Here is a 5,047-nt window from a genome sequence, read left to right as displayed (position 1 = left end):
TGGTCAAGATGGTGGCCCGGTTCTACGACCCGACCTCGGGCCGGGTCACCGCCGACGGCACCGACCTGCGGGAGCTGGACCTGACGGCGTACCGCCACCGGCTGGGGGTCGTCCCCCAGGAGTCGTACCTCTTCCCGGGGACGGTCCGCGACGCCATCGCCTACGGGCGGCCGGAGGCCTCGGACGCCGAGGTGGAGGCGGCCGCCCGCGCGGTCGGCGCCCACGACATGATCGCCACCCTCGACGGCGGCTACCTGCACACCGTCACCGAGCGCGGCCGCAACCTCTCCGCGGGCCAGCGGCAGCTGATCGCACTGGCCCGCGCCGAGCTGGTCGACCCGGACGTACTGCTGCTCGACGAGGCCACCGCCGCCCTGGACCTGGCCACCGAGGCCCAGGTCAACCAGGCCACCGACCGGCTGGCGGGCAAGCGCACCACCCTGGTGGTCGCGCACCGGCTGACCACCGCCGCCCGCGCGGACCGGGTGGTGGTCATGGAGCGCGGCCGGGTCGTCGAGGACGGCAGCCACGCCGAACTGCTGGCCAAGGGCGGCCGGTACTCCGTGCTGTGGCGGACCTTCGCGGGCGAGGAGGAGCCGGCCGCCGCCGCGTAGGCGCACCCGTCTGGAGTACGCCCCGGGTATCAGAGCTCGCCGAAGAGCAGATTGCCCGGGGCGTCCTCGTCTTCACCGGTGTAGTACTCGCGTACCGCGTCGAGGAGTTCGTCCACCGACAGGTACCCGTCGTGGTTCTTGTCGATCCGCTCGAAGAGGGCGTCCGCGGCGGCCGGCTCCAGCCGGGTGTCGAAGGCCAGCTGCGCCTTGTGGAACTCCTCGGGGCTGATGTGCCCGTCCCCGTTGGTGTCCACCACCGTGAGCATCGCCTTCATCATCGGCCGGAACGACTTCTCGTACGCCGGGCCGCCGTCCTTGTAGAGGCGGGTCATCCCGTCCCGGTACTGCTCGGGCGTCAGCTTCTGGTCCTGGCCCACGCCCAGCTCGTTGAAGAGGTCCACCCAGAAGTCGGTGAGTCCGCGGAAGACCTCGGCGGCCTTGGGGGAGTCGGCGGGTTCGGCCAGCGCCGTCAGCAGCCGGGAGCCGAGCGCGATCATGTCCTTCTCGTCGATCACGCCGTTGTCGTCGGCGTCCAGGTGCGCGAACGCGCGCTCCAGCTTCCGGTCGAGCAGGTCGGTCGTCATGGGAGGACGCCTTTCGTGATTACGGTGGGCATTCGGTCGATCGCCCAGGGTAGTGCAACCTTCCGGTGACCAGGCGCGTCGTACGTACGTCAGTACGTATTGCGTACGACCGATCGGGGGGCAGGGTGTTCCAGGGGTGGAAGGCGCGCGGGGCGCGGGCGCGGGGGGTCTCCCTCGGGGTGTTCGGGGCGGCGCTGTGGCTGGCCGTCGGCGGGGTGTTCGCCGCGGCGCCGCAGGCGGCGGCCGCCACCGGCGGATGCCCGGGCGGGCTGGTGGCCACGCTGCCGCTGCCGGATGCCGAGGTGCGCGTGTACAGGAGCCGGACGCAGGTCTGCGCGGTGAACGTCGCCCTGCACCCGGGGGAGCGCCGCCACCTCGCGGTGAGCGTTCAGCCGCGCGGCGGCGTCCCGGTGGGCGATGCGGGGCAATTCACCCGCTATGCGGGCCCCGTCACCGTGGGTGCGATCAGCCGGTGTGTGTATGTAAAGGGGGGCGTCGCGGCCGGATCCGTGGAATCCGGCTGGATCCTGTGCTGACGCAGCGGCCCAACCAGTACTGTTCACGGGCGTGTTGACCCCGCTAGGTTCACGGCGACCACCAGTGGACCGAATGGGGAGAGTGCATGCGCAAGACGCTTGGCCGGCTGCTGCCGCTCACGGTGCTCATCGGCACCTTCGGCTCGGCCGGCCTGACGGCTCAGGCGGCCACCGCCGCCGAGCCGGCCGCCGCCGCGCCGACCACCGCGGGGCAGGGCGCCACCGCGGACATCAAGGACCGGATCCTCGCCATCCCGGGCATGAGCCTGATCGAGGAGAAGCCGTACCCCGGCTACCGGTTCTTCGTACTGAACTACGAGCAGCCGATCGACCACCGGCAGCCGTCGAAGGGCACCTTCAAGCAGCGCATCACCCTGCTGCACAAGGACGAGTCCCGGCCGACCGTGTTCTACACCTCCGGCTACAACGTCAACACCAACCCGCGCCGCGCCGAGCCGACGACCATAGTCGACGGCAACCAGGTGTCCATGGAGTATCGATTCTTCAACCCGTCCCGCCCCGATCCGGCGGACTGGTCGAAGCTCGACATCTGGCAGGCCGCCAGCGACCAGCACCGCATCTTCACCGCCCTGAAGAAGATCTACACGAAGAACTGGCTCGCCACCGGCGCCAGCAAGGGCGGCATGACGGCGACGTACTTCGAGCGCTTCTACCCGCGCGACATGGACGGCGTGGTCGCCTACGTCGCGCCCAACGACGTGGTCAACAAGGAGGACTCGGCCTACGACCGGTTCTTCACCAAGGTCGGCACCAAGGAGTGCCGGGACAAGCTGGCCGCCGTCCAGCGCGAGGCCCTGATCCGCCGCGAGCCGCTGGAGGCCAAGTACAAGGAGGCCGCGGCCGCCAACGGCTGGACCTTCAACACCGTCGGCAGCCTGGACAAGTCCTTCGAGGCCGTCGTCCTCGACTACACCTGGGCCTTCTGGCAGTACAGCCTGCTCTCCGACTGCGGGACGATCCCGGACGCCAAGACCGCGACCGACCAGCAGATCTGGGACAGCGTCGACACCATCTCCGGCTTCTCGGCCTACGCCGACCAGGGCCTGGAGACGTTCACGCCGTACTACTACCAGGCCGGCACCCAGCTCGGCTCGCCCGACATCAAGCAGCCCTGGCTCAAGGACCTGAGCCGCTACGGCTACCAGCCGCCGCGCAGCTTCGTCCCGCGCGACATCCCCATGGCCTTCCAGCCGGGGGCCATGGCGGACGTGGACAACTGGGTGCGGAACAACGCCCACCAGATGCTGTTCGTGTACGGGCAGAACGACCCGTGGGGCGCCGAGCCCTTCCACATCGGCTACGGGGCGACCGACAGCTACGTGATGATCGCACCGGGCGCCAACCACGGGGCCAACGTCTCCAAGCTCCAGGACGGCGAGAAGGCCCTGGCCACCGCACGGATCCAGCAGTGGGCCGGAGTCGCCCCCGCCGCGAGCGCGTCGGACGCGGCGAAGGCCGCCCCGCAGCCGGCCCCGCTGGCCGCACCGGACCCGGAGCTCGACCGGACCGACCTGCGCCACGACTCCCTGCGGCCGTAGCCGTAGCCGTGGCCGGACCCGCGGGGCCGCGGGCCGGGGTGCGTCAGTACTCCAGCCCGTGGCCCAGCGGATAGCGGCCCGGGACGGGGACGGGGAGCCGGCCGGACGGCCGCCGCGCCCCCGTCAGCACCCGGGCAGCCGCCCGCAGTTCCACGTCCGTCCAGGTGTACGTGGCCACCTCGGCCGCGCACTCCGGCAGCCGGGCCGGGTCGTACGGATTGCGGACCGCCACCAGCACCACCGGGACGCCCGTCGCGACCAGGTCCGCCACCAGCGTGCGCTGCGGGCTCTCCCCCTCCGGGACGTTGTACGTGCACACCACCACCGCCGCGTGGCCCGGCGCGGCCGCCACCGCCTGATCGGCGGACAGGGCCTGCGCCCGGCAGCCCAGGGCCGTCAGCTCCCGCGCGAGGACCTGCACGGGAGGTCCCGTCGTGCCCGTGGGGGAGGGCGGCTCGGCGCCCGTCACCAGCAGCCGGGGCCCGGAAGCCGCGTCCAGGGGCAGCAGCCCGCGCGGATTGGCCAGCAGGGTGGTCGTACCGGCCGCGATCGTGTCGGCCGCCGCCAGGTGCTCCCCGGTGCCCACCACCGCGTCCACCCGCTCCTCGTCGGCGTACGGGTCGTCGAACAGGCCCCGGCGGGCCTTGACCTCCAGGATCCGCAGCACCGACTCCTCGATCCGCTCCCGGGTGAGCTCGCCCGATCCGACGGCCGCCAGCACGCTGCGGTACGCCAGCCCCAGGTCGGGCGCGTTCAGCAGCTGGTCGCAGCCCGCCTTCAGGGCCAGTACCGGCACCCGGTCGTCCCCGTACTTCTGGCGGACCCCCGCCATGTCGAGGGCGTCGGTCACCACCACTCCCCGGAAGCCCAGGCGTTCGCGCAGGATGCCGGTCACGATCGGCCGCGAGAGGGTGGCCGGGTCCCCCGAGGGATCGAGCGCGGGGAAGACGATGTGCGCCGTCATCACCACGTCCGCGCCCGCCTCCACGGCCGCCCGGAACGGCGGCTCGTCCAGCTCCTCCCACTGGGCGCGGCTGTGCCGCATCACCGGCAGTCCGACGTGGCTGTCGGTCTCGGTGTCCCCGTGCCCCGGGAAGTGCTTCGCCGTCGCCGCCACCCCCGCCCCCTGGTAGCCGCGCACCTGGGCGGCGGCCAGCTCCGCGACCGCGTCCGGGTCGGAGCCGAAGGAGCGCACCCCGATCACCGGATTGGCCGGATTCACGTTCACGTCGGCCACCGGCGCGTAGTCCTGCCGGATGCCCAGCGCGGCCAGCTCCGCCCCCGCCACCCGGGCCGCCCGGCGGGCGTCGGCGGGGGAGCCGCCCGCGCCGAGCGCCATCGCCCCCGGCAGCAGGGTCGCGGGCCGGCCGATCCGGGCGACGGCCCCGTGCTCCTGGTCGACGGAGAGCAGCAGCGGGACCCCGGCGCCGGAGCCGGCCGCGGCCCGCTGGAGGCCGTTGGAGAGGGCGGCGATCTGGTGCGGGGAGCGGGTGTTGTGCGCCCAGGCGAAGTAGACGATCCCGCCGAGGTGGTAGCGGGCCACCAGTTCGGCGGCGGTGCGCACCCCGAACTGGGCCTGGTTCAGGTCGGCGTCGGCCGGGTCGGGGTCGGTCGCCGAGTGCCCGTACGCCCGGGACACGAACAGCTGGCCCACCAGCTCGGGCAGCCCCATCGAGGCCGTCAGGGCGCGCAGCCGCTCCCGGTCCGGGCGGCGGCCCGGCGCGCTGCCGGAGGGACGCGGGTCGTCGGGGGTG

5 protein-coding genes are annotated in these 5,047 nt (G+C 72.8%); 3 read left to right on the top strand and 2 right to left on the bottom strand.

Features of this window, described 5'->3' with window-relative positions; translation table 11 throughout:
• Window positions 1-614, top strand: a 614-nt coding sequence (locus tag VR44_RS31710) for an ATP-binding cassette domain-containing protein (protein WP_157880471.1), incomplete at its 5' end; no start/stop codon positions are given.
• 29 nt (window positions 615-643) lie between these two features.
• Here the strand turns inward: VR44_RS31710 and VR44_RS31705 are convergent.
• Entirely contained in the window at window positions 644-1,198 is a 555-nt protein-coding gene (locus VR44_RS31705; RefSeq protein ID WP_045951074.1) for an EF-hand domain-containing protein, read from the bottom strand.
• Window positions 1,199-1,323: 125 nt separating this feature from the next.
• Between VR44_RS31705 and VR44_RS31700 the strand changes: the two genes are divergently transcribed.
• Window positions 1,324-1,734 carry a hypothetical protein gene (locus VR44_RS31700; RefSeq protein WP_245692637.1) on the top strand — a complete coding sequence of 137 codons (411 nt, stop codon included), beginning with the start codon at window positions 1,324-1,326 and terminating at the stop codon, window positions 1,732-1,734.
• A gap of 86 nt (window positions 1,735-1,820) precedes the next feature.
• Entirely contained in the window at window positions 1,821-3,293 is a 1,473-nt protein-coding gene (locus tag VR44_RS31695) for an alpha/beta hydrolase family protein (protein WP_045951073.1), read from the top strand.
• Between the two features lie 43 nt (window positions 3,294-3,336).
• On the opposite strand, the gene VR44_RS31690 is transcribed toward VR44_RS31695, so the two are convergent.
• Window positions 3,337-5,047: glycoside hydrolase family 3 protein (locus VR44_RS31690; protein WP_045951072.1), on the bottom strand; the 1,711-nt coding region annotated here is incomplete at its 5' end.

The sequence above is a fragment of the Streptomyces katrae genome (assembly GCF_000966975.1).
In the GTDB taxonomy this organism is placed as follows: Bacteria; Actinomycetota; Actinomycetes; order Streptomycetales; family Streptomycetaceae; genus Streptomyces; species Streptomyces katrae.
This window is presented reverse-complemented; position numbering and strand designations above follow the sequence as displayed.